Source organism: Rhodococcoides corynebacterioides NBRC 14404 (genome assembly GCF_001894765.1).
In the GTDB taxonomy this organism is placed as follows: domain Bacteria; phylum Actinomycetota; class Actinomycetes; order Mycobacteriales; family Mycobacteriaceae; genus Rhodococcoides; species Rhodococcoides corynebacterioides.
In genome coordinates, this window is sequence record NZ_BCWV01000003.1 from 23,701 (window position 1) to 48,684 (window position 24,984).

18 protein-coding genes and 1 pseudogene are annotated in these 24,984 nt (G+C 64.8%); 4 read left to right on the plus strand and 15 right to left on the minus strand.

Going from position 1 to position 24,984, the window contains the following annotated elements; genetic code table 11:
- Window positions 1-115: 115 nt before the first annotated feature.
- A complete protein-coding gene (locus RC2_RS05565; RefSeq protein ID WP_068150531.1) occupies window positions 116-529 on the plus strand; it encodes a PDDEXK family nuclease in 414 nt (137 codons plus the stop codon).
- Complete coding sequence (locus tag RC2_RS05570) at window positions 517-1,065, plus strand: hypothetical protein (RefSeq protein WP_068150533.1); 549 nt, start codon at window positions 517-519, stop codon at window positions 1,063-1,065. Before RC2_RS05565 ends, RC2_RS05570 begins: the two co-directional genes overlap by 13 nt.
- Here RC2_RS05570 and RC2_RS05575 read toward each other — a convergent pair.
- The 6 genes from RC2_RS05575 to RC2_RS05600 form a co-directional block, all read right to left on the minus strand.
- Window positions 1,062-2,180 carry a DNA cytosine methyltransferase gene (locus RC2_RS05575; protein WP_068150536.1) on the minus strand — a complete coding sequence of 373 codons (1,119 nt, stop codon included), beginning with the start codon at window positions 2,178-2,180 and terminating at the stop codon, window positions 1,062-1,064. The genes RC2_RS05570 and RC2_RS05575 overlap by 4 nt on opposite strands.
- A 67-nt stretch (window positions 2,181-2,247) precedes the next feature.
- A complete protein-coding gene (locus RC2_RS05580) occupies window positions 2,248-3,000 on the minus strand; it encodes a DUF6339 family protein (protein WP_068150538.1) in 753 nt (250 codons plus the stop codon).
- Entirely contained in the window at window positions 2,997-3,884 is an 888-nt protein-coding gene (locus tag RC2_RS05585) for a hypothetical protein (RefSeq protein ID WP_068150541.1), read from the minus strand. The genes RC2_RS05580 and RC2_RS05585 overlap by 4 nt, the downstream gene beginning before the upstream one ends.
- A gap of 4 nt (window positions 3,885-3,888) precedes the next feature.
- The gene (locus tag RC2_RS05590) at window positions 3,889-5,712 is read right to left on the minus strand and encodes a hypothetical protein (RefSeq protein ID WP_139277290.1); all 1,824 of its coding nucleotides are present in this window, start codon (window positions 5,710-5,712) and stop codon (window positions 3,889-3,891) included.
- A 5-nt stretch (window positions 5,713-5,717) separates the two neighbouring features.
- Window positions 5,718-8,282 (minus strand): Z1 domain-containing protein, encoded by a 2,565-nt coding sequence (locus RC2_RS05595; protein ID WP_068150545.1) that lies wholly within the window; start codon window positions 8,280-8,282, stop codon window positions 5,718-5,720.
- A 109-nt stretch (window positions 8,283-8,391) separates the two neighbouring features.
- Window positions 8,392-8,967 (minus strand): TerD family protein, encoded by a 576-nt coding sequence (locus RC2_RS05600; protein WP_068150549.1) that lies wholly within the window; start codon window positions 8,965-8,967, stop codon window positions 8,392-8,394.
- A gap of 309 nt (window positions 8,968-9,276) precedes the next feature.
- On the opposite strand from RC2_RS05600, the gene RC2_RS05605 reads away from it, so the two are divergent.
- Both RC2_RS05605 and RC2_RS05610 read left to right on the plus strand, forming a co-directional pair.
- Window positions 9,277-10,119, plus strand: coding sequence for a ParA family protein (locus tag RC2_RS05605; RefSeq protein WP_245810990.1), 843 nt, complete (start codon window positions 9,277-9,279; stop codon window positions 10,117-10,119).
- Complete coding sequence (locus RC2_RS05610; protein WP_068150555.1) at window positions 10,116-10,580, plus strand: hypothetical protein; 465 nt, start codon at window positions 10,116-10,118, stop codon at window positions 10,578-10,580. The genes RC2_RS05605 and RC2_RS05610 overlap by 4 nt, the downstream gene beginning before the upstream one ends.
- Here the strand turns inward: RC2_RS05610 and drmB are convergent, their stop codons facing one another.
- The 9 genes and pseudogenes from drmB to RC2_RS05655 all read right to left on the minus strand — a co-directional run bounded on the left by drmB (window position 10,581) and on the right by RC2_RS05655 (window position 24,931).
- Window positions 10,581-12,287 carry an MrfA Zn-binding domain-containing protein gene (gene drmB / locus RC2_RS05615; RefSeq protein ID WP_068150557.1) on the minus strand — a complete coding sequence of 569 codons (1,707 nt, stop codon included), beginning with the start codon at window positions 12,285-12,287 and terminating at the stop codon, window positions 10,581-10,583. It lies immediately after the preceding gene.
- On the minus strand, window positions 12,284-15,484 hold the full coding sequence (locus RC2_RS05620; RefSeq protein ID WP_068150560.1) for a helicase-related protein: 3,201 nt from the start codon (window positions 15,482-15,484) through the stop codon (window positions 12,284-12,286). The genes drmB and RC2_RS05620 overlap by 4 nt, the downstream gene beginning before the upstream one ends.
- Complete coding sequence (locus RC2_RS18390; RefSeq protein ID WP_139277291.1) at window positions 15,481-18,480, minus strand: UvrD-helicase domain-containing protein; 3,000 nt, start codon at window positions 18,478-18,480, stop codon at window positions 15,481-15,483. The genes RC2_RS05620 and RC2_RS18390 overlap by 4 nt, the downstream gene beginning before the upstream one ends.
- Before the next feature lie 197 nt (window positions 18,481-18,677).
- On the minus strand, window positions 18,678-19,472 hold the full coding sequence (locus tag RC2_RS05630; RefSeq protein WP_068150563.1) for a hypothetical protein: 795 nt from the start codon (window positions 19,470-19,472) through the stop codon (window positions 18,678-18,680).
- Window positions 19,473-19,541: 69 nt separating this feature from the next.
- A complete protein-coding gene (locus tag RC2_RS05635; protein ID WP_068150566.1) occupies window positions 19,542-19,985 on the minus strand; it encodes a hypothetical protein in 444 nt (147 codons plus the stop codon).
- 96 nt (window positions 19,986-20,081) lie between these two features.
- A pseudogene (locus RC2_RS05640) lies at window positions 20,082-21,727 on the minus strand (nuclease-related domain-containing DEAD/DEAH box helicase).
- A 108-nt stretch (window positions 21,728-21,835) separates the two neighbouring features.
- Window positions 21,836-23,485 (minus strand): GIY-YIG nuclease family protein, encoded by a 1,650-nt coding sequence (locus RC2_RS05645; protein ID WP_068150569.1) that lies wholly within the window; start codon window positions 23,483-23,485, stop codon window positions 21,836-21,838.
- A 116-nt stretch (window positions 23,486-23,601) separates the two neighbouring features.
- Window positions 23,602-24,237 (minus strand): vWA domain-containing protein, encoded by a 636-nt coding sequence (locus tag RC2_RS05650; RefSeq protein ID WP_245810991.1) that lies wholly within the window; start codon window positions 24,235-24,237, stop codon window positions 23,602-23,604.
- Between the two features lie 70 nt (window positions 24,238-24,307).
- Complete coding sequence (locus tag RC2_RS05655) at window positions 24,308-24,931, minus strand: DUF4352 domain-containing protein (RefSeq protein ID WP_068150620.1); 624 nt, start codon at window positions 24,929-24,931, stop codon at window positions 24,308-24,310.
- Window positions 24,932-24,984: the final 53 nt, after the last annotated feature.

Below are 24,984 nucleotides of genomic sequence, written 5' to 3' on the forward strand. Positions count from 1 at the left end.
GCCGTTCTCGGCGCGGAAGCCCCGCACCCACCCGATCACCGTAACGGCCACGCGCATCCGGGATGACCGTTCGGTACGGTCGATGCACTGCCCCCGCGAACCACCAGGATCACCAATGACCCAGTACTTCACCGTCAGTGGATCGGATGCCGTTCCGCAGCGCTCGACCACCATGCAGGCCGAAGGCTTGCGCGAAGTGGACCACCTCGAGCAGTGGATCGTGGCGCACCCGGAAATCCTGGGCGACGACGTGATGATCGTTTCGACGCAGTTCGCGCGATGGCAATCGGCTGCGGGGGATCTCGCGTCCGAGCGATTGGACATCCTCGGGCTCGATTCGCAGGGCACGCCTGTCGTCGTGGAGCTGAAGCGGGGAGGCGACAAACGGGTGCATCTGCAAGCCCTCACGTATGCAGCCTTGGTGGCGCGATTTACAGCCGAGGACCTCGGAGCGGTCCACGCTGCCTACTTGAGAACGTCGGAATCAGAACCCACACCCGCCGAGGGATATGCACCGTGTCGTGGCTGAACGACCGCTCAGCCGGCCTCGTCACCGTCGAGTGCGTCCAGTACTCGCTCTTCACCAGCGGCGCACCGTCGAACACTCTGTCGGTGGGTTTTTCCCGCATCTGGCCGGTCGACGACTTGGACGACCGGCTGCTGGCGCCCCGCATCGCCGAGGAACGTGAGGCGCGCGAGGACATTGCGGAGCGGAGTCGCGGGCCGCGCGTGGCATCGATCGCCGTTCGGAACTCGCTTATTCCGGTCGGCGCAAAATTGACACTCGATTTGACCGGCTACATCAGCGGCACCGTCGTCTCCGCAGTCGAAGAATGGAAGAGCACGAACCCCGACCTGAGTCACGCCGTCTGGGGAGAAGATCACGCTCGCCCGCTCACGTGGCCGGGCGACCCCGACAAGAGATTCTCCCTGAGCAGACTGGCCAAACACATCATCACGCTGGCCGGTCAACCGGAACCTGTGTCCCTACCCAGCGGGGATGTGTGGGTCTATCAGAGCCGCAGTGTGTCGGCCATCGCGAAGGCCTTCACCGAGGGGACCTAGGACACCCCGATCGCAACCTGGCTCCGTTCGACCGCGTCCAGGTCGACGGCTTCTCGACCGCGGACCACCCAGGGTCGACTTGCTTCGGTGTCGAGAACGGCCGAATCGAGGGAATACCCGAGCGCCCCAGCGAGAAGGTGGGCACCCAAACGCGGCGGTACCGCGTTCCCCACCTGTTGCGCCCACCCGGCCGACGCCCACGGGTAGTTCGCGGGGAACGTTTGCAGAATCCCGGCTTCCCGTTCGGTGAACCTGGACAGGAAGTCGCCGCGCGCGTTCACGATTCGATTACGCGAGACCTTTCCCGTCACCGTGGCTGAAGGTTCGGACGACCTACGCCGTCCGCGGAGCGACGGATCGCCACCGGTGCCGTAGTTGGAGATGACCTCGAACGGCTCCGGTCGCGACAGCACGTCCCCCATCGACACCCACGGTCGCGGATCGCTGCCGGTGGACAGCCGCGCGACACCCCGTCGGTAGCGCTGATGGGTGGGCGTCGGCATCTGCGGCGGCCTGACCCGATTCGCCAGCAGAACTGCTCGTCGACGGGTCTGGGGAACACCGAACTCCTCGGTGCGCAGGACCGCACACTTCACGTGGTAGCCCACTGCGGTGAGGACCGGTTCCATCGCCCGCCACACCGGGAGTGCCGCTTGCACCTGCTCCAACACCACGGCCTCGAACGGGCGCTCTTCACGCAGGGCCTCGAGTATCCAACGCAGCGGTTCGAGCACCAGCCCCGACCGCTCGTCTTCCAGCATCGTCAACGACGCACTGACGTCCTCCTGCTCGGCCATGCGGCCGACCAGAGCCCGGAGCTCGGTCAGGGCAGCCCGCCCGCTACCCGAGCCGGCCACCGTGAAGGTCTGACAAGGGGGGCCACCGGTCAGGATGGTCGCGCCGGGAAACCGTGCCGGACCGTGATCGCGCACGTCCCCTTCGGAGGTATCGAGACCGGCGTTCCGGCGGGTGGCATTGGCGTTGGCGTCCCACTCGATACCGTGTACCGGCAGCCCGAGCCAGGTCGCGGCCACATCCAGTCCGCCGGGGCCGGCGAATAGATCCACCACCGCATGACCCGCACCATCGAATGCTTCGTGGATGGTGTCGGTCATGATGGCGGAGTCTACGACACCGTCGGAGCCCCGCCGGGTGACTCCGACTCGTCCTGACACGGAAACATCAGGCCGGTCCACGGACCGCCGACGCTGCTGCACCGAACACCGATCGCACCCGGTCGTCGAGCTGATCGTCCGACAGGGTGGCGAAGTCGACGAACGCCATCAGTCTCCGCAGCCGCGGGACCGCTTCGCGGAAAACCGCACGTCGGCTGTCGGTCGAACCCAGGTCGAGTGCGACGCGGGCAATGGATCGAGCGAGGGGTGTGACCCCGGCGATGGACCGTCGCTCGGTGATCTGATTGAGGTCGCTTTCCGAGAGGCTTCGCAGAAGCGAGTAGTCATGCCCGGCCTCGGTGACCACCATGAAAGTCGTCGCTTGCCACCACAATCGGGCGAACATGTGCCGGGTCAGGTCCGTGGCGATCCATCGCTCGACGTTCCGGTTCGGGAACCGCCACTGTGTGATGTCCGGCATCGCGACCACCGACAGGAACGACCACACGCCGCGGGTCCCGGCCTCCACTGCCGTGATGTTCATCGTCTTGTGAACGGTCTCCGCAGCAACCCGGTCGAACCGAACCAGATCGGCGGTGTCGACCTCGTACGGGTACCCGAAGTCCTCGGCGTTGGCACGCACCGCCTCCGCCAACTGCCGGACCCCGGTTTCGCCGATGCGTCGACCACCCGTCGCCGCGTACGTCATCTGAGGATGCTTGGTCCGGGCCGCGACAGCCAGCTGTGCAGGCTCGCCCTCCAGCGCGCGGTAAGCCACCGTCGCGGGCGCGAGACCGAGGCGTGGCCACAGCTCCGTCACGACAGCGACCTCCCGAAGCCGATGGCGCGTGTACCGGCGGCGATGGAGCTCCGGAGATCCATGGACGACCGCAGCACAGCGTCGGATGCCCATGCTGCAGGCTCGTCGAGAACACGTGAGGTCAGGGTGCGCGCCGCCGCACCGAACGATTCGGGATCGCACTCTCCCAGCTCGTCCCAGTGTGCCAACGACCACCGCACCATCTCGTCGACCACGCCCTCCTCCATACCCTCGATCAGAGCCAACTGCTCGTCCGAATGGTTCTTGACCCGTTGCACTGCCTTCACCAGCTTGGTGTCGAGAGGGTTCAGCAGGAGAAGCAGCGCGCCCATGGCCGGCTCGTCCGGGGACGCAGGCATCACGAGGTGCCAGCTCGCCCCGGGATCGATCCCGAAGGCTTCGAAGTCCACCACCTCGGTGGGAAACAACGCCTCCGGACCCATCAGTCGGAGCGGCTGCTCATGGCTCCACAGGATCGACCCGGCACGGGAGGCTTCCCCGGCGCGAGGACTGAACCGATCGCGCTCGAGGACCAGCCGACGGGTCAGGACGATCGACGCTCCGGCGAACTGGGGATCGATCTCGATCTCGACGTCGAATTGTCTGTTCACCAGGGGAACCCGCGTGCTGGGTCCGACGAGATACGTATCGGATGCACGCCAACCGAAGTGAAATGCCAGAGGAGAGCCATCGGTCAGATGCGTGTCTGCCCTGATGCGAGCGACGTCGGCCTCGACCGCGCAGCGAAGACGGAGATCTGTGCGGTAATCCCAGTTCTCGACCTCCTCTCCGAGCGACTCCCACGTACCGTCCACGAGCTGCGACCAGTCCGACACCGTCACGGCATCGGCGCCGGGAACGAAATACGGCCGCACATCGGTCATCTCGTCACCCCCCCTTGGCCACCGAGACGGCAAGACGAACGACGGCATCGTGCGGAGGCTGCACCGAGACGACCCACAGACGTTCGTCCCGCGGACTCACTCTCAGATCCTCGCCCCGTCGGAATTCGTTCGTGCCTGAGCTCGTCCAGCCGACCACGACGGGCGCGTCCAACAACCCGTGACTCTCGACCCCGCCGTCGATCACCACGGACGGTTCGGCGGTCACCGTCGTGGTGGTGGACCACGCCGGCATTTCGACGGTCGCCTTCACCAGGGCGACACCATCCTCGACAACCAGTGCGGGACCGTCGACCACCTTCGGCCGCGACATCCGGGAACCGGGCGACCGGCCGGCGCGATGACCTCCCTCACGACCCGACCCGCCGGACGCCGAGCGACCCTCCGCGACGCCACCGACAAGGCCGGCCAATCGACCCGCCAAGGGCGCGAGCGCGGCGTCGTGTTGCGACTCGGGACCGGCCTCCACGGAGATCGGCTTGAGATTGGCGTTCACGAAGCGGGCTGCCAAGCGGATGACACCTAATGCCGTTCCGTGCAGCCCACTGGTGACCCAATCGTCGTGCGTCGGCGGTTCGGCGTCCGCGAAGTACCGGTCCGCCTCGACCGCCGACTTGAACACGGCGCCGTACTGGACCGCCTCGTTCGAGTGTGGTTCCCCGGCAACGTAGTCGACGACGAGGTTCGCTTGCCGCATCCGCGCGCAGTGACGTGCCGACCCGGTGAACGGCGCGGCCAGCGCGAGCAGCGAATGCCGTGACAGCGGAGCCATCGTCTCCACTTTCGCGAATCGTCCGATCTCGGTCGGTTTCGCACGACGCGGAGGAACATCATACTCACCGTCGCGGGACAGTTTGCGAAACGCGTCGACGAACGGTCTCAACTCGATGGTGGACTCCGGCGCGGGAAGTTCGACCGCGAAGCCCTCGAACTTCACCGAGCATCGCAGCCGGTTCTCCACACCGTCCAGCATCTTGGGCCAGAGATTCCACATCATCGTCGACGCCATGTACTCCGCGGCCGCCTGAGGTGTGCGGGGCTCCTCGGACTCTCCCGTCCTCACCGCCCCCAGGTCGGCAGCGATGATGGCCACGGTCGTGCCCGTCTGTCCTTCGGCGAATTTGGGCAAACCGAGAGCATTCGCCATGTCCTCGGCGTCGCGGTCGATCAGCGCCTGCGCGATATCCCCGTCCCGTACTCCCAGCCAGTGACGACCGGTGAAGCGCACGCCCTTGTGCTCGAATCCGTCGCCCATGGCGGCGCCGATCAGTCGGCGTTGCATCTTGCCCCGAAACATACACTGGCTGTCCGCGACGATGACGTGGCACTTGCTCACGTTGTAGAGGATCCCCTTGCCGAAACCGTAGGAGCCTCCGCCGAGGTCGACACCCTTCCGCTCCCCCACGTTCCGTATGAACTTGACGAAATCACCCCGCTCACCGTCGAGCGGAGGCTCATCCGCTCGGAGCGGTCCCCCGAGGCCGGTCGTGCCCCGATCGGAAATGATGAGCACGGTCGGATCGGAGGTCATGGCCTGGGACAATCCCAGGTCGGCACCGTCGGGACCGGGCAGCAGGAAGTTCCGCCAGCCCTCGAGCCTCCTACCGGACAACTGACGGATCTGGACGTTGAACTCGACATCGTGGCCGGGCAGCGCTGCGTCGCAACTGTTCTGCGCCGCCTCGCGAACCAGCACCGTCAGCGGATCGAGCTTGGGCTTTCCCAATTGACGACGAATGCCCTCGGATGCGGTCGATCCCTCGGCAGCAACACGCTGCGACCACCAGGTGGCCCCGGTCGAGACGGTCATCGAACTCACCCGTCGGATCCGGTCAGCGCAGCCAACTCGCCGTCGTCGGATTCGATCTCGGCATCCGTGAGATCGACGCTCACCAAGGTATGGCTGACTTTGCTGTCGTCGTTCGCCGATCCTGGAAACACGAGCGCAAGGCCGATCACGTCGGCAGCCGCGTTCAGTGGATTCCTCGAGTCCTTGTTCGCCTTGTCCGGCTCCGACGTGGGGTCGATGGGATACAGGAGTATCAGCCCCTTCGACTTGACCTCCGCATGTTTGTCACGCGCGTCCATCAGCGCGTTCTCACTCATTTTCCTGGCCACTGATTGGTCGAGGAAATCGACCGCACGATGATCCTTCGACATCAATGTCTTGATGTCGGCGCGTTCGACCCCGTCCATCTTTAGTTGCGATCGCGCTATGCGGCCGAACTCCATTCCGCCGAGCCGCACGGTCCCCCGCTCCGAGCCTGGCTCCGCTGCCATCACGGCGAGGTTCCACGTGTCGAGACTCCCCCGACGGCGTTGCTTGGCAACGTACTTGCCGATCAAGTCTGCATCGAGATCCGGCGAATCGGGATGCACAACATAGCTATTCAGGAAGCTCATCACGTCGTCGGCGTCGACACCCTCGAACAACACAGCCCCCGAGTCGACTGTTCTGGGCTCGATCCCCTTGGTCCTGACTCGGGACAGAAGACCGTCAGCAGCGTCGACGTTGCGCAGCAACCAGTCTTCGTCCTGCGTGCGGAAGTATCGGGTCTGCACCCGCCGCCCGCCGTAGGACGCGTACGCCGGAATGGCGGCACCCAACTTGGCAGTGATCCGCAGGGTGGGATGCGTCCGGATGCGCACACCGAATTCGGTTGGCGTCAGGTCCTCCGACTCGTATCGTTCGATGTCGAGACGAATCTCCCGTTCGACGGTCGCCAGATGCCGGAACCATTGGCGCAGTTCCTCGGTCATCCATATTCTGGGCAGATCCTCGTACCCGAACCGGAAGCCGAACCACCGAGCCATCTGCAACAGGGTGTCGTATGCGCCGGCAGCCCGGACGAAGTAACTGACGGTCAGTCCCTCGAGGGTCAGCCCTCGACTCAGGGTGTTGCCTCCCACCGCGATCGCCACCTGACCGTCCTCGGAATAGTCCAGACGGTCGTCGCTGCGGAAGTTGTCGATGACGACGCGGCATCGACCGAGGACGTCACCGACGAACGGACGAAGATCGTCGAACACCAGCGGTACCAGCCCGAACGTTCCCGCCGTCACCAGCGCAGTTTCCTTGTCCCACTGAGACGCCAGTCGTTCCACGGTGGCGGAATCTCCGGTCTCCCACTTTCTGGCTAGACCGGAAACGAAGGCGCCGAGCGGTCCCCGGAACTGATCGTGGATGTCGGCCTTCACCGACGTGTGGATCAGCATCGTTGCGTGACCCTCGTCGCCGCGGGCACGTCGGGCGGCGGTCGCCAGGACGAACCACGTCAGGGCGTCGTCGAGAGTGGGCGGTATCGACGGGATGAACGCCTTCGCAGCACTCTTGCCCGACGGGCGGACGTCGTCGACATCCTCGTCCGGGATGATTCGGACCATATTGGACCCGTCGAGTTCGACCCCATTCGCCTCGTCGCCTTCGACCACGTCTCTGCCGAAGATTCTCTCGGTACCGAAATAGCCGTCCGGCTCGGGCAGATTGAGGATGAAGTCCTTCGGGTAGAGATCGCCGGCACCGGGGTCGATCAGCACGTTGGCAAACGGTGTCGCCGTGTATCCGATGTAGGTGCTCTTCGGTAGCTTGGCGATGATTCCCCTGATGAGCGGGTTGATAATGCGAGTCTCGACGCTCGCCTGATCCGCCTCGTCGTCGATAACCAGAGTCGGCACATCGCCGAGTGCGCGTTGCTTCACGGCGGGCTGGAGCCACTTGTCCAGGCGCTTCAGCACCGCGGCGTTCTTCTTCACCACGGCCAGGATCACACCGCTGTCGTCGACGTGCAGCAGCGACGTGGACTGCATCGTCGGAGCCTTGAAGTCCCCGTCCGCGTTGGTCAGTTGCTTCCACTTGGAGGGTGTCAGCTGGTGGAGCTGCTCGTCCAAGCGTTCCTGCGTCTGTTTGCGGAGACCATTGTGGATGCCGGAGAGAACGATGACGAACTTGTAGCCGACGTCGGCGGCCTTGGCGATCACCGCGGTGAAGTTCGTGGTCTTGCCCGACTGGACGTACCCGACGACCAGTCCCTTCGAGTCCCAGTCCGTCGCGTTGGGGCGCGGAGTGTAGGCAATCACTTTGTTCGACGACCGGTCCAACGTGGTGACCCGCTTCTCGGGCCAAGCGAGATCCGTGCGGATGTACCGCTCGAGGGCCGGCCAGTACGTGTCGGCGGACGCATTCGGTCCGGCGTACCACGGCTCGCGCGGCCCGTGAATGATGGGTGGTCCCTCGTTGATGACCGTGGCCACCTCGTTGCGGTACTCCTCGACGAAACTTTCGAGCTCGTCGGGCCTCAGCCGACCGGTGAAACTCTTGATGGCGGAGTCGAGCGAGGTCTTTCTCGCCCAGCCCGCGAACACTTCGTAGAACGGGTCCACTGCGCATGTCCTTGTCGTAGCCGGCCCGTCGCCGGACTCGGTCGTAGGCACGGAGGACCGTCGGTGCGCGCCGCTCGACGGCACGATCCGCTGGTCCGGAGGTTCTGCCTCAGACGTTGATTCCGTAGTCCCGCGCGATACCTGCCAGACCCGAGGCGTAGCCCTGTCCGATGGCGCGGAACTTCCACTCGTCGTCGCGACGATAGAGCTCGCCGAACACCATGGCCGTCTCGGTCGACGCGTCCTCACTGAGGTCGAAACGGGCGAGTTCCCGGCCGTCGGATTTGTCCACGACCCGGATGAACGCGTTCACCACCTGGCCGAAATTCTGACGAAGCGCCTCGGCGTCGTGAATGGACACCGGGAACACGATGGAGTCGACGGTGGGCGACAGAGCAGCCAAGTCGACGTCGATGCTCTCGTCGTCGCCGTCACCTTCGCCGGTCCGGTTGTCGCCGGTGTGCTCGATCGCGCCGTCCGGCGATCGAAGATTGTTGTAGAACACGAAGAACTCGTCACTCAGCACGCGACGAGACGAGTCGAGCGCAATCGCGCTGGCATCCAGGTCGTAGGCGCCACCGCTGGTCGTTCGAACGTCCCAGCCCAGCCCAATCGTGACTGCCGTCAGGCTGGGCGCTTCCTTGCTGAGTGAGACATTCCCACCCTTGGCCAGTGTCACTGACATGTCTCGATTCCCATCCTCGTGTCACCCGGTCTCGATTCAATCTAGCCATGACGGCCGTGCAAGTGGGCGGAATGGCCGCGCCGTTCTTCACCGTGGCTGCGTTCGACGATGGGACTCTCGGCGTAGCCCGGACGCAACGCGCGACGCCCTCCACACAGCCTTGTCGGTCGACCATCGTAGAGTCGGAGAGTCCACGAACCGCTCGGTCCGCGGTGAGTTCAGAGCGAGAGGGACAGCACCGCCATGGTCACCGCAATTGCCACGATCAACCTCAAGGGTGGAGTCGGCAAGTCGACGATGACGGCGGCGATGGCCGAGATCATGGCCGGCAGCTTCGAGAAGCGGGTGCTGCTCATCGACCTCGATCCGCAGACGAACCTCACCACCATGATGATCGGCAGTGATCGCTGGCACGAGTTGAACGGCTCGCACCGGACCATCAAGGCGCTGTTCGAGCAGGCCTTGGACTCGCGGGCTCCCGCGTTCGACATCGACAGGGCCATTCAGCGTGACGTCTCGCCGCTCCGAAGCGTCACCGGTATCGATCTCCTTGCCTCGTCTCTCGACATGATCGATATCTCCGAGGAGGTCGCCGCGTGGCAATACGACGAGCCCGACTCGCTGGAACCACTGTCGGTCCTGAAGAACGCCGTCGACCCGGTGGCAGACGACTACGACTACATACTCATCGACTGCCCGCCCAATATGGGCATCGTGACCCGCAACGGTCTGATGGTGGCCGACGCATATGTCATCCCGACCATCCCGGATGTTCTGTCCACCTATGGAATCCCGCAGATCCAGAAACGGGTCGCGGCGTTCGCGGAGAAGTCCGGCCACAGCCTCAAGGCCCTCGGGCTCATCATCACGAAGTATCGGAAGAGCACCAACCTCCACCGCACGACCATTCAACGGCTGCAGAACGCCGCACTGGACTTCGACGCCCAGCGACCGGAAGATCGCAGTACCACCGAGCGTCCCCCGAACGTGATCCCGTTCTGGGTTCCCGACGCCATCGCGATCGCCGGTGCGGCCGACTTCGGCTCGGGTAGTAGCGGCACGCTGGCCAAACGGTACGGCGGGGGCGAGGTCTTCGAAACGTTGGAAGACCTGACCGAACACGTGATGATGAATGCGAAGATCTACATATGAATCAACCCGGACCGGTCTCCGAAGCGCGGGCGCAGTTCGACGCCGGCATCGACCAGTTGGCAGCGGTCGATCCGGACGCCGCGGTCGTCGTCCTCACCATGGCGCGGCTGGCCGCCGACGCCATGCGCGGCGAGAACACCCAGTTCGTCAGTGCCGCTGCGCGAGTGGTCGATTCGGGGCGGACGTCGTCGCCGACGCGCGCTCGGTCCGCGGCGACGCGTACGCGATCGGCCCGCACTCCCGCCGTCCTCGACCCGTTCGACGTCTTTCGGTCGGACGGACGAGATGCCTTGCGGTCCCGGCTGGCCGAGCTTTCGCTCGACCAGCTGCGCGACGTCATCCATCAGTACGGCATGGATCCCGACAAGCGAGCCATGAAGTGGAAAACGGTGTCGAGGCTCCGTGACCGCATCCTCGAAAGCACCGAGGCGACACGCAACAGAGACCGCGCTTTCCACTGATCAGACGTCGAACACCACGTCGCTGAACAGTCCGTCGTTCTCGTGGCCGCCCTCCGGGGTTCCGAAGAGCAAGGCGCGATCGAGGTAACGATTGCCGCATTCGCAGGACGTCTCCGGGACGAGGACGCACGCGTGACACGCCGCGAGGTTCATGGCGTCGACTCCAGCTCCGCGCGATTCGATACACACCGGGTCGGCGGAGCACCACGACAAACGACGCAGCCCTTCGAGGAGAGCGGGGCCCAGTCGGTCCGACTCCGCCTGCGAGGCAACGCCGCCGAGGCTCCCAGCTGAATCGGAACTCGCTGTGTAGACGAGAAAACCGGCCATCTCGTCGTCGACGTACAGCCGCTCGCGCAGCGACGCGGCCGGATAACCGGCGGTCAACGCCATCTGGTCGATGATCACGTGCGCGAAGGTATGCAGCGCCACTGCGATCACACCGGAGACGTCCCCCAGCTGCTGCCACGGAGAGCGGCCCTTGGTCGCAGAGGTGAACAGAGTCCACCGTTCCTGTGCGAAGGACTTCCCCGCCCACCGCTCGAGCTCGTCTCGGTGGAACGTGAGGAAGACCCCTTCACCGATCACCTCGACGGCCGGAAGCCAGTGGACGCGGTCCGGGGTCAACGCGCACAGATTCTCCTCGCCGGTCTCCTCGGACAGTCGAGTGAAACCGTAGAGAGCCCGCACCTCACGCAGACGAGTCACTTTGCGAACGTCGGCGATCACGTGTTCGAGATCGACCGGAACCTCGCGCGCCAGGCAGACGAAGTCGTCGTCCAAGCCGTCCTGCTCCCGACCCTCGACAAGCGCACGATATTCCTGCCTTCGCAGCGCCTCCTCGGTGAGCAGGTCGTCGACCTGCTCACCCCGTCGACGCTCGACCTCGGACTCGATTTGCTGTGCGGTGAATCGAGAATGTCTCGCCAGGCTCGCCAGCAATGCCGGCGTCACGGCCGCCGGGTCCTCCAACGCCGCCCAGTGTCTCGTGACGAACTTCGCCAGCGCCTGCGAATAGGGCGGGATCGAAATAGCGGACCGAACCGCCGGCAACCAGACATTCGACGCACCGCGCTGCACGGCCCGTGGGATTTCGTCGCAGGGCTGCGTCGCGTCGGGCCCCAACCACGGGCGACGACCGCTGCAGGTTCCGAACTCCGCCAGGGCCTTCGGACCCACCGATCCATCCAGGGACCGCGGGTCGACACCACACGTACAGGTGAGCTCGAGGTCGGCCAGCGACGATGTGCGGCCGCCCGCCCTCAGGTGCATCTTCTGGCCCTTGCAGGAGTCCTGACCCTTGTGCAGCCACCTGTAATACGGGAACTCGTCGATGTGGCCGCGGGTGCAGGCGACCACCAATCGAAACGGGCTCAGTTCCGCCTTTTTCTCGCAGGTGCACTGAGTCTTCGCCGGGTCCTTCGACAGTTCTCGTATCGAGTCGATGCGGCGGCAGGACGGGCAGACCTGAGTGATCGGGAAGCGAATGACCGGGACGTCCCTCTTGGTCTTCGAACCCGCCGGCGGGGACTTCAGCTCGGACACGTTGAGACTGCGCGCCAGACGCGGCTCCGAAATCGTGTCGGCATCGCGAGGCTTCCATTCGTGAATCCCGGCGATCATGTAGCTCGTCGTATCGGAAGGGAACAGGCTTCCCACTCCGTAGGTGCTGAGCAGCTGGGTGCGTCGAGCGTTGGCCACGCTCATGTGTGACTCCTCATCTTGATCGGGTAGAGCGCACTTTCGGCGTCCACATCACGCAAGCTCATCAACGTGGGCCACGGTGTCTCGGTCTGCGTGTACTCGATGTCGACGTCCGTCAAGGCCGCGCCGGGCTCGACCAGTAACGCCTCGGTGGGCGCCTTCGTGTCACGGAACTTGAACGCGCTACGGCCGCCGGCTTCGTCCATCCACACCTGCAGCATCGCGTTCAACTGTTCGACGGTGTCCTCGACCTCCTCCGGCGCGGTCGCTTGCACGCGCCGCTCGATGGCGTCGATCAATTCCCGGAGCTTGTGCTCCTCCGCGGGAGCAGCCGCAGCGCCGCCTTCTCCCGACATGGCATCGATCATCAACCGCGCCATGGACACGAAGACACCGTGCAGTCCGCGGTCACGAGCGCGAGCGGCGAACGGGGTTGCGCTCGTGGCCTCGACGGCCCGGTACATCGCCTGGTGGAAGGGAACGAAGTTCTCGAAGTGCGAACGGTCCCTGGATCGTGCGGAGTTGAGAATCGTCACCACCAGCCCCGGGTACTTCCGGCCCACCCGGCTCGTGGCCTGAATGTACTCGGAGCTCGACTGCGGCTGACCCATCACCGTCATCAAACCCAGCCGGTCGATGTCGACACCGACCGAGATCATGTTCGTCGCGAGCACGACGTCATCGGCCGAGCCGGAACCGTACTGCTGCTCCAAGCTTTTGAGACGCCGAGGGATTTCGGCGGACGCAACTCGGCTGGTCAGCTCGTTCGACGGTTGCAGGGTGCGGGCAGTCGATCCCGACCGACGAGCAACCACACCCAGCCGCTCGCGGACGTCACCTTCGACCTGCAGCAAGGCGCTGCCCAGAACACGAAGACTGTTGAAGTATCCCAACAGAGTCCAATAGGGATCCCGAACGGCCGGGTCGGCATCGACGTCCTGGCCCGCCTGCAGGAGGGCTCCGTAGGTTCGGACCATCAGCGTCGCATGACTCGTTCCCGGGCTCATCACACCGACGTACATTCGAGTGCCGGCCATCTCGCGCGGAGCGGGCTCGGCGAAGAACGACTGATCGGGGTCGATGCCGGGCGGCGGGAATTGTCGGGAGTCTCGGTCGAACACACTCTTGATCTGCGAGCTCGACCGTCGAATGGTTGCCGTCGACGCGACGATCTTCGGGCGTGATCGTCGTTCGGTCCCGTCGATCGGCGACGAGCACGCGGCGTCGACAGCGGTCTCGTACAGACCGACCATCGACCCCAACGGACCCGAGATCAAGTGCAGCTCGTCCTGAATGATCAGGTCGGGTGGAATGCCTACACCGTCGCGCGCGAAGAGTTTCCGCACCTCCGGTCGCCAGGCCATCATGGCGAACTTGTCGACAGTTCCGAGGACGAGTTCCGGGCGGTACTCGTAGATGTCCTGATCGACGACGTACACAGGCAGGCCCGAGGAGAACTCGCACGAGGAATTCCCGCACGCAATCCGCAGCCTGGCGCCGGGACCGACCACCAGCGAGTACTTCGTGTGATCGAGCGCTCTGCCGCACCACGGGCACTGCGTCAGCTGAACGGGATTCGACTCGGTGATTTCCGTTCCGGACCGAAGCGCTCGAAGAGCCTTCTTGGCGTCGTCATGCGTGTTGGGCGTTCCCCCACGTCCGACCCAGAGACCGATGGCGAACGGCCTCGAACCGAGTTCACCGCGGTCGGCGCGCACCCGTTCCAACGCGCACATCAACATCGTCGCGCGCTCGAACTGCTGAATGGTCAACAGACGCAGTGTGTATCGCATGATGACCGCCACCCCGATGGCGCCGTCGTCTCGGATACGACGGAGCAGCAAGATGAACGCGACCAGACCGAGATACGCCTCGGTCTTACCGCCGCCGGTGGGGAACCACAGCAGATCCGCCACATCGCGGTCCGAGTGGGCGGGGTCGGCCAGACCAGGCAAATTGAGCAGGACGAAGGCAATCTGGAACGGGTACCACGTCTGGTCCGCGCCATCGTCAACCGGGCCGGTAGCACCCGCCCGCACCCAGACCTGTCGCGCCCGCTGTGCTTGCATCGCGCGGTTGGCCAGCTGAAATGCGGCGAAGACGTCGTTGTCGGTGGACAGGAGACGGATACCGGCCTCGATCCGATCGGCGGCTTCGCGCGCCTGCTCGAAGTGTCGGTCGGCCGTGGGCTTGAGTTCGTAGGCGACATCGGCCCGGTCTGCACTCACCGCCGCATGACGTTCGTCGATCCACGCGCGGTAGGACTCGACCAACAAACCCAGGTTGTGAACGACGGTCGCTGCGTCCTTCCGGCCCAGGGTCGACATCCGCAGATCGATCCCGTCCGCTGGGCCGGGACGCGCCCGCGACACCTCGAATGCCGGCAGCTGCGTCGTCCGGATCCGATCGGTCGCCGCCCGCGGCGAGGCGTCCCAGGTGACCGCACAACCATGACCGATGCCGAATGTTCTCGCGTTGCGATACATCAGGTCGGCACTCTGCAGATCGGGGTCGTCGCCAAGGCGGTTGGGAGCACCACGGTCGAGCAGCGCCGCCGGGGCGGTGCTCACCAAGATTTCGGCTTGAAACCATGCATGCGCGTCACGAAGTTCGCCCTTGCCGGTTCTGGCGGTGTTCCGAAGAATTGCGGAGATCGTGACCGTGCCGTTCCGCGGTGTGCGCGTGAGCGTGTACAGCTGAAGTCCGGGTGCCACGTCTCGCGTCATGGTGCCCACCGTCGCGATCGGGTGGACGACCGTATCGATCTGCGCTGCAGCGCGGGTCCACGATGACGGCTTCGTCCGGCCTCGTCGGCGTCCTGTTGTGTCCTCCGGAGGCTCGTCCACGTCGACGGACGGCACGTACCGGGCTGCGGCGATGTCGATGCTCACGGACTCCACCGAGTTCGCGTCCACGGTGAACGTCAAACCCATCGACGACGGATACCGCATCATCGACTGAGCAACGGGCGTGTCGCCGGCGCTGTCCTCGGAGTCGGACTCGGCGCTGTCCGGCTCGGGTTCTTCCTGGAGCTCGTCTTCCGTCGGCCACAGCACGCCCACCACGTATCGGTCCAATGGCAGCTCGTCCAGGACCTCGTCGTCACCGAGCCCCGGACCGAACAGATCCTTCGTCAGTTGGTCGACCATCTCTGCCCGGAAGGCGTACATCGACTCGAGCTGGTCATTCGTGTTCGTCATGCTCTTCCGTCCCACTTCGAGTCCCATTGCGGACGCACCAACCCCGACAGTCGGGGTGCCAGCCAGATGCCGGATTCACCCAATCCCGCTTCGGCGCAGACCTCGGGCGAACCCGTCACGGACTCCACCGTCATCACGGTCGCCCCGTTCATCACCATCGGAAAAGCGGAGTTTCTGATGCCGAAGAGTTTCCTGACGCTGCGTCCGAACTCCTCGTCGGTGCGGGCGAAGGCCGCGCCCTCGGACTCGTGAACGAGGTAGATCGGAGCGTCACGCGTGCTCCACCCCGTATCCAGAGTCAGCGTCACGGGCGCGCCGGCCAACCGACCCGACGCGAGGAGGGCCTGCGCGGCATGCACCGAGTCGACCTCGTCGGTATAGAACGGAACATCCGTCGTGACGTCGTCGTTGCGGAACTCGATGGCGCGGACGCGCAGTCCGCCTCGGCCGTAAACTCTCTCCATCCACCGCCCGGGCGGCGCATCCTGCTTCTTCATCCGGGCATTCCCGGGCTTCGGACTGCAGCGACGAACTTCGTCGCGAGCTCGACTCAACGCCACGTAATTACGCCGCGCTATCGCGAAGTCGTCCTGGTCCGACTCCCAGTCGGTGTCGAGAAAGAACACGCGGTCGAACTCGAGGCCTTTCGCTCGATGCACGGTCGACACCACGACGTCCTCCGTGTTGTCGGCCAACAGTGCCGTCGGTATTCCGTAACCCCCGATAGCGCGTCGTATGCGAGACATGTCGAGCTCGTCCGGTGACCGGAACACACCTTCCGCGTCTTTCAGGACGCTCCACGCCGTATCCGGATCGGCCACGGACGTCGACCGGAGCGCCGCAACGACCTCGTCGCGACGAGTCACCGCACGCGGCAACAACCGCGCCAGTTCGGATACCCAGGCGCTCGCGCCTTGCTCCTGTGAGGGTCGACGCAGCGTGTGACGAATTCTGAGCGCGGTGAGCATCTGCGATACCCGGAGCGCATCGCCGTTGGTCTTGGTGAGTACGGCGGTTGTCCGCCCGGCGCGGTAGACATCGGCCAGCCATACTTCCGGGTCGACGGGCGTGAGTTCTGCGATGAACGCATCGACGACCGCCCGCGCCTTCGTGCCGTCGTTCATGGTCCGCAGACGGTGACCGAGATCGACAACCGCGAGTGGAACTTCACCGCGTGCACGGAAATTCCGGGTGAGCGACGTGATCCGCGTGTCGTCGAAGCGTTCGAATTCCGTGAGAATCTCCGTGTGGCCGACGCGCTCGGCGTCCGTCAACTGGAAGTCGTACAGTGCCTGGTTCGGGTCGCCGAGAGCGGTGAATCCGACCTCCGATCCCACGCGTTCGATCAGTGCCAGCGCCAGGCGCGCCCGCTTCCCGACGAGGTCTTGGACCTCGTCCAGGATGATGTGGCCGAGTTCGTCGAGCATGGGCAACTCGGTCTCATCGTCCTCGAGCAACCGGGTTGCCTGTTCGATCCGTCTGTCGAACGTCCCCGACGGGTCCAATCCGGCATCGATGATGACACGGCTCGCGAAGGAGTCGAAGGTTCGGATCTCCGCGCCGGCCAGCCCCCGGGTCGCGAGTCGTCTACGCACGGCGGCGACGGCCGCGCGCGAGAAGCTCAAGACCAGAACTTCCGTGGACAGTGAGAACTCGTGCTCGGTCGCGAAAAACTCCAGCCGGGCCGCCACAACCTCGGTCTTACCCTGACCTGCTCCGGCGACGACCACCAACCGGTCGGACGGAGCCGCCTCGGCCACCGATTTCTGACGTGGGTCGAGAGCGAGAGCGCCATCCGGTTCAGCGGGAGCGGTGGGGGCTGCGGCCGAGACGTCCACCACCATGGTGTTGTTCGCAGAAACCGTGTCGTGCGCTGCGTTTCCGACGCCGGCCGCGGCTGGCTCGGCCGCATCCGCGGCCGCGCGGCGACGGTCCCGGAACCGCACCAGGGGATCCACCGCACCGAGTCGCGCACGCATTCGGTCCCTGAACTTGCCGCCGGTCACCGGCGGTAACGAGCCGGAGCCCGTCGACGACAGCGGCGAATCGGAACCGATGTCGGGTGTCTGAATGCCGAGTGACGACATCGCGCGAGCAAGCCGCGCTTCCAGAACACTCAGTGCTTCGCGATCTCCCCGGATGAGCAGATCGCTTGCATCCACGATGTCGGGCCATTGGTCGAGGCGACTGCGCAGAGCTCTCACGTCCCGTAGCGGGTCCTCCTCTGTCGACGGCGGAGCATCCCGCACCAGTAACGCGGGGCTCATCGTCAACGACCATTCGACGTTGTCGTTCCTCCGCGCCCGTAACGCGGAAGCAAGCGCCGGTCGCACATCTGCCAGAACCCGCTGTCGAACGTGCGAGCCGAATGGAAGGTCGTTGCGCTCGAACAAGTTCGGGCGGATAGCCGTTTGCGTGTCCGGTTGGTCGAGGAGCCCACTCACGGATTCTGTGTCGAAGTACAACGACGACGCCAGATCAACCCGAAGCAGAAGACCCCGCTCGTCGGACCTCGGATTTCCCCCATCGACGGGGTCGTCGGTCGCGACCGCCCGCGACGTGCTCGCCTCGACCGACCGAAGCTGTACTCGACGACGAACCACGTGCGAGTCGATTCCCAGTTCCGGCACGTACAGACGCCACGCAGCGAGGTACAGCTCCTTGCTCGATGTCGCCCCGGACTGAAGAAGCTCGTCCAGAGCGTCGAACAGCTCGGCACTCTCGGCGGTTCGACTCTGACGCCTCGCCCAGGAGTTCCACTCCTGCCGGTAGCCGGTGAACAGTCGCTCTACATCGACGCCGTACTCACGACGGTAGAACTCCGCCTCGTGCCGTAGTTCGGAGAGGTCGACAGCCAGAGGTTGCGATCGCCAGTCCATCAGCTCGCCTGCGTCGACGAGGCTGTCCAGCGGCCAGAGCATCTCCGGCGGTACATCGTTCGCGGTGACATCGGGCCGTAGAAACTGCAGCCCCTCGGACGTCGGGGCCACGCCCATCGGGAGTTCCCCGTACGCATCGGCGAGATCGGCGAGGACCGTCGGCTGCGAAGCCGGAGCGTTGACCGCGGACGCGCGAAGCGCCTTGACACTCGACTCCAGCGACCTGAGCACAGCAAGCCCATCCAGCGTGTCCAACGGTCTCCGTTCGTCTGTTCGGGCAGTCGCACCCCGACGCTACCGGGAGGTCGGTCGGTTCACGTCGCAATGATCGACGCGGTCACGTCGTCGGATGGCGCCGGGTTCTTGATCTCGGCAACTCGGGCCCTAATCGTGTCTTTCGCTCCGTCGCTCATCTGCACCGAAATGAAGTCGTTGAGCAGGGCCGGATCGGTGGTCACGCGTGATGCACGTTGCTTGACCCGCCAGGTCTTGGCGTCGCGCGGATCACCGAACGTGACGACTCCGACACCGTTCTCCCCGGCGACGGCGCACACCTCGAATACCTGCGCTTCGGTCGCCGTTTCGAGATGTGGTGGTACGTAGAAGAATACCCACGCGCGCGTTGCGGCGCGGCGGTGAGCCAAGGCCTCGTACACCGCGGCGATGTCGATCGACACGAACGACTTCACTTCGATACTGGAGACGTCCATCGACAGTTGCGGAACGAACTCGAAAGTCGCAAGACCGACGGTGACCAGGTCCGGGCGCGTCCATCGACCACCAGTAAGTCGACCACCTTGCATGGCGGTGTTGTCGACCGCGATGGGAACGAGTCCCAGCGTCTCTTTCCAGTCCTCGACGGGAACGTCGCACAACGGCGCGTACAGGAGCGATTCCTTCACCTTCGCGGATGCGAGCGCCCGGCCTTCGTCGGTCAGTTTCAGCGACCCTCGCCCGCCGGCCACGCTGACTACCAGCTTCTTTGCGGTCAGATTCTTTCGCGACGCGTCGTAGCGGTTATCGCTGAACTTGCACCGCTGCTGCAGCGTCTTGTGACCGACAGCGTCGCCCGCCTTGTGCAACTGGTCGAGAACTTCGTTGTCGTCCACCGTGATTTGCGGAACCCTGGCCATTGTCGAGCCCACCCCCTTTGTCGTCGCTCCGGAGAGCCGGTCCTGTCAGTACCCGCTTGCTCGGTTCACCATGGCGTCGTCACGGGTGCATGTCCAGCCATAGGGTCGGAGTGCCTCGAGAACCTCGTGTTCGTCGGCGGCATCGAGGTGCAGGTACGAGCCGTTGTGCACGCTGTCTTCCACCCGGCCGAACTTCTCACGCACCGACGCCGGCACGTCCCGAAGCATGTCGCGGGCAGGCCACGCCGGCCAGTCGCCATCGGCATGGCCCGGAACGGCATCGAGATCGTAGGCCTCGTCGTCTGCAGGCACATCGGCCTCGCCCGCGTCGAATTGCTCGACGACGCCGGCCCAGGTGTCCGGACTCAGATTCCGCTTTGCATCGCCCCAGGTCGCGAAATCCGACCGCAGAATCGAAAGATGTTCGGCGCGAGCCTTCGGTATGAAGACCAGCGCACCATCGACATCACCGTAGACATAGTCGGTCATGCAACGAGCCTGTCACGGACTGACGGTCGACGGCTGAGATTCGAGCTGATTCGCGGCGCACCCATGCGGCGGCGAGTTCTGCTACGTCGTGCGGCCTCAGATCCCTAGTCGCACAGCCAACTCCGCCCCACCGACGTCGCGGATGTAGTCCGGATCCCCGCACACCACCAACTGGTCTCGCGCCCTCGACAGTCCGACATACAGACGCTCCCGTGACCGATCCCGCCCGCCGGACTCGTTCACCGCGAGCACGACCGCTCGCCGTTCCAAGCCCTTGAACCCGAGAACGTGACCGTAGAACACCTGGTCGTGGTCCCAGAAGCTGTCCCAGTACGCGGCCTGCCCCTCTGCCTGCCGCGAAACCTGCTCGGGGTGCCGAGTACCGGTCGTCAGCAGCGCGACATCCTGCTCTCGCCATCCCGACTCCAACAACACGTCGATCTGGTCGTCCGCGTGGTCCAGCGCCTCCGCCGCCGAGCACGCCACCATCGTCACCGCGGGTCCGTCCCCACCCAGCAGTCGCATGCGCTGTCCGGCAAGCGGACCGAAGCACGTCGCGATCTGCTTGGTGTTCCGGATGTTCTGATCGAGGACAATCGGCACGAGGTCCAACGGCGGAGTGCCGTGCCGGTCGAACACTCGCTGCGCCTCGTCGCTGAAGAGGTAGATGGAGCCGTCCTCTGCACTCCGGAGGGATTCGACCACAGGACTCCACCACGCGTCGGCGAAATCCTGTGCCTCGTCGACGACCACGGCGTCGAATTTGTGGCCCGGGGCGAGAGCGGCGGCCAAGTCGGCCATCTGGGCAGGCAGGTCCTCCTCCCAGAACTTCACGCTCTCGGCGGTCCGGACCGACTCGTCGGGGCCCGTCGCCGCGCCCCACTGCATGCCCAATGCGTGGAATTCACCGACGTACGCGGGTCGTTCCTTGCGCGGCCACGTCCCGGTCAGCCGCTTGAGATATGACGCCAGGCCGTGCGAGTAGCACAGGAGCGCAACGCGCTTCCCGTCCTTCTGCAGGCGGCGGGTCTGCTCGAGCGCGAGAAACGTCTTCCCGCTGCCGGCGCCGCCACGAATCTCGACACGCTTCAGCAGCCTGGTGGCCTGCAGGATGACCGCTTGCTGCGCGGTCAACGTCTCCGCGGCGTCCTCGTTCGCGATGGCTCGCGAGAGGACGTCCTTCTGCGGCAACCCTCGCCCACCGAGCACCGCCAGCAATTGTTCACCGGACCGTGGATCGAGGGTGCCGTCCGACTTGTGTCGCAGGATGGCACGCAGCGAGTGCCCGAGCTGAGACAGCCCGGCCCGATCGACGACGCTCCACCGTGGGCAGTCGGGGAGCGAGAAGTCCTGGTCCAGTTCGGTGTTCGGCAGGACGACAACGTGGGTCCACGGGAATCCCTTGCCCAGCGTCCATCGTGGGTCGTCCTCCACGTAGGTCCGGAGCGCGTACTTCGCATCTCGCACCTGTGCGACAGGGTCGATCGCGTGGTCCGTGCCTTGACGCGTCTGCACCCAGGTCGAGCCGTTGTGCGAGACCTGTCCGCCCTTGACCTCCACACACACGACACCGAGACCGTCGAGGTGGACGACGAAGTCGATCTCGTAGTCCTTGTGGTGGTCGGTGACCGTCGGTTCGACAGAACGATGTCGTGCTCGCCGAGCTGGTCGACGAGCGCTTCGTAAACGATTTTCTCAGCGCCGTTCACGAGCGCGGGGGGACTCTCCGGAACGCGAGGCATAGGACGAGGGTGCCATCTCGTCACATCAGTGATCGGTTTTTCGCTCATGGGATTGTGTTCAACCGCAGCAGAACACATCGAACGGCCCGCGCCCTCATCCGCCGACCTCTACCCCAGGGCCGCTATAGATTCCTTGTGCAAAGCCGGAGAATGGTAACGCCCGTAGGGTGATCGAGAGCCTCGAAGTGCATCGACCAGAACGCCCGACGCAAACCGCCACGGCACGTCGCCCACGCCCCCCAATGGCCAGGTCAGCGAGATGTCGTCACCCGCCGCGGCTACATAACCGTGGGTCGTGAAGCTGACCGAGGGATACTTTTGCGCCAATTCGTCGATCGACAACCCGGAGTCCGCCTCGAGCGCGGAACGTGACACAACCACAGTGACGGTCGGGTTCTCCCCCGCGGGCTTGGTAGCAGCACGAACGTACGCCACCTCCATCGCACCCACATTCACCGTGAATAGCCGCTGCGAACCGGGCCCCGACTTCGTCGACGGCAGGCATGTCACGCCCCAGTTCACTCCGGCGTCCGTGAAGGAGTCCGGGACAGCCGATTCGATGAATTCGCCGAGCCAGCGCAGCACGGTTCCATCCGAATCGAGTCGGAGGAACTTGTCCACTTTCGTCTGCTGTTGGGAACTGTCAACTGCGTCGGCACCGACGTTAGGCACCACGTCAGCGACAGTGTCTTCGAGTCCATCGTCGAGAATGACGTCTGCAGTCGGCCTCTCGACGGCCACCTGCGCCGGAACGGGAGAGATATTGCGATGGTCCGCCGACACGGACACCGCCGCCGCGAGTTGGGGGCAGTGCGAAGGCTTGTAGCCGGACTGCCGCTTCCGCATCACGGCAAGAGCGTGGTGAGCCGCCGCGTCCGCAACGCCGGCTATCTCGAGTGCCGCCGTCATCCTCGATACGTCATCGATCACGATGACCCGTTCATGCACTCCCGCAGACCTGTGCGCACGCGGGCCCAGCTTCACCCCCTGGGCGAGTTTTCGCCAGGTCCTGTCGAGCGTCAACCGGCTCTTCGGTATCCGACTTCCGTCGACGAACAGTCGGATTTCGAGCCGGTCCTCGTCTGGTGGGGACCACACATAGAACGTCTCGAGCATCGCCATGGAGATGCACGTCAGGCGTGCCCGAGAGGAGCCCGGATAGCAGCTGATCGTCCAGAAGGTGCCCTCGGTCCGAACCGGGACGGGAACACAGGCGCGCAGGTAGGCGCCAACTGCATCAATAACCTCATTGCTGCGGGGATGCTGTTGCAAGCGTGCGAACGATGATGCATGAGCAGCCAGGTGGTTGCTGTCGTACGGAGGCGGTGACGACAAATCCGCCGCGTTGACGCCGGCCGGATCTCGCAACCACGCGGATTGCTCCGTCGGAGCCACCACGTCATCGAAGACGCTCTCGCCGGTCAAGGTCATGGCGTGTTCGCGATTGCGCAGGATGAAACTGTTCTTCTGGGCGTCGTGCACCAGCATTCGCTCGACGGTCCGCAGTTCCATCGGGTTGCCGGCCATCTCGCGCACTCGGAAAGCTCGAATGTCACCGTGGAGCCGGGAATGCTGCCCCAGCCGCGCACGCAGGTCGGTGGAGATGCCGATGTACGCCTCGTGATTCTTGGCTTCGAAGATGTACAGGCCACTGGTTTTCGGCGTCAGCTCGTCGAGCCGGTCACGGCTGTACTCCCGCTCGACTCCGAAGCCGTTGTCGGCCGACCACCTCGCCAGGCGCGCGTCTCCACACCACATCGCAAATCCTCCCTCACACCGATCGAGAACATAGCCGGTCTCGGCACCGCAGACCGACCTTACGGTCGATTTGTCGTGATCATGTGGTCGGTCACCGTTGGGCCGGCGTCTCTGTGTCACCGACCCGCCCGACGCCGATCGTCGTCGGAAAACCCTGCGGCCTTGCGCATCCCGTACGTCCGCTTCCGATCCTGGTAACCGGACACCGCAGAGAAGGCCGCGTTCACCCCTTCGGACGACGCGGCATAGGTGAGCGACTTGTCCCTCGTGAAGCCCATCTGCGCCCCGGTTTCGACCGCGTCCATGTTGGCGCCCAGGAACACGAAATCCCACCCGTACTGCGATTCCTGCTGCTCGATCAAAGCGCGCACCTTCTGATGCGACCACTCGCGACTGGAGTTCTCGTGGCCGTCCGTCATGACGAGCACCGTGACCGATCCCGGTCGCCGCTCCTCCGGCAGCGCCGCGAGTGCCGCCCCGACCTCGGTGACGAAGGTGCCCACCGCGTCGTACAGCGCCGTCATCCCCCGCGGCAGCAGTTCGAGCCCGCCCACTTCGTCGATCGGTTTCGACTCGTAGACCATCTCGTATCGGTCGTCGAACTGCGCGAGCGTGACCACCGTCGAGCCGTCGTGTCCGCGCTCGGACTGGATGAAGCTGTCGAAACCGCCGCGGGTGTCGTCGGCGATCGACGCCATCGACCCGGAGCGATCGAGGAGGGCGGCCACGAGGGAGAGGGACGGATCGGTCATGAGGGCTCCTGACACGCGGTGCGATCGAATGCGGGGACTGTAGAGGATGGGTCCGACATCGAATCCCTGGTCACCCGAGAGCGACGGTGACGCCACCCGAGAACAGGGAATCGTGCAGCTCGATCTCCGACGGAGAGACCCCGGTCGGGATGTCGAACACCAGGGTTGCGACCAGCGAGTTCCCCGGATTGATCTGCGAGAAGCCGAGATTCGGATCCTCGGTCACCGTGGCCACGGTGTCGGTCGAGTACTCGCGCCCCTGCGCGTCGAGCAACTTCTGCGACGTGGTGTCGAACAACTGCTGCTCGTTGCCGATATTAGCGACATTCGCCGTGACCAGCACGTACTCACCCTGCGGCGTCTGAGACGTGAATTGGTCCCCCACCGACGTGACACCGCGTTCGACGTTCTGGACCACGAACTCGAACTTGCCGTCCCGTACCGCGGCCCCGATCCCCGGTGCCTGACCGCCCTCCGCGGGCGCCTCGGCGTTCGGCGCAGCCTGAGAGGTCGTGGTGTCGACACCACCGCCCGACCCGCTCTCACCGCCACCGCCGGCCAGGTTGACGACGACGCCGATCACGATGAGCGCGCCGAGGACGGTGAGGATCTTGTGGCGCAGGAACCAATTCTTCTTGGCGGGCGGCTGCTGCGGCTGGGGCTGCGGGTACGGGTTCTGCGGAGGATGAGTCACGGTGGTTCCTTTCGGCACGTCGAGCACCGGTCGATGCTTCTCGACGAGCACAC